This is a genomic window from Corynebacterium sp. MSK195 (assembly GCF_030228885.1).
Lineage (GTDB): Bacteria > Actinomycetota > Actinomycetes > Mycobacteriales > Mycobacteriaceae > Corynebacterium.
In genome coordinates this window covers 1-587 of sequence record NZ_JASPGT010000049.1, presented here as the reverse complement: position 1 = coordinate 587, position 587 = coordinate 1, and the positions used below count along the sequence as shown (strand labels likewise).

Here is a 587-nt window from a genome sequence, read left to right as displayed (position 1 = left end):
TGCCGACCGGAGAAGATGCCCATGGCTCTGATTATTTCACGCCGGTCTTTCTACTGCCCCAACTTTGCAACAGCACCCTCGTTAGCGATAGCGACCGAAAAATTATTAACGAAGAAGAGAAGTGCTTGATAAAGGATTATCCCCACGTTGCCTAGTCCATGCAGGGTTGTATCAGGGATGCGATGCCATCTTTTATTCTCATCTTCGCGTTCTTCTCGCCTAGGGGCTGATGGACGTCTTAAAGATAAGCGATTGAGGGCTTGTGTAACGAGGTGAAAGCCGATTAAAAACGGCACCCATTTAATATCGTTCGTTACTTGATGAGGCTGCTTCGACTTAACTTTCTTTTCTCCGGCTTGCTGCGGGGTGTTTTCTTGTGCGGTTTGAGATTCATCTACACTTTTGGACATAAGCACTCCTTTATAAGCCTCTCCCTTAACGAACGTATAGCTACGCCACGCTTGTGGTCTAGACTGCAAAGAATAGAGCCCTCGTCTAAGTTGGCTCTTCTGAGGTTACCCTCGTTTAGTGGACACCCTATTTGTACGGATCTTGTGTCCGTAGGAGAGGATGTTCATTGTGAGTCA

Annotated in this window: 1 protein-coding gene; it reads right to left on the bottom strand. The window is 47.0% G+C overall.

Annotation, left to right across the window (positions count from 1 at the left end; all coding sequences use genetic code 11):
* Positions 1 to 50: 50 nt before the first annotated feature.
* Positions 51 to 410, bottom strand: a complete 360-nt coding sequence (locus QP909_RS11750) for a hypothetical protein (protein WP_040425362.1) — start codon at positions 408 to 410, stop codon at positions 51 to 53.
* Positions 411 to 587: the final 177 nt, after the last annotated feature.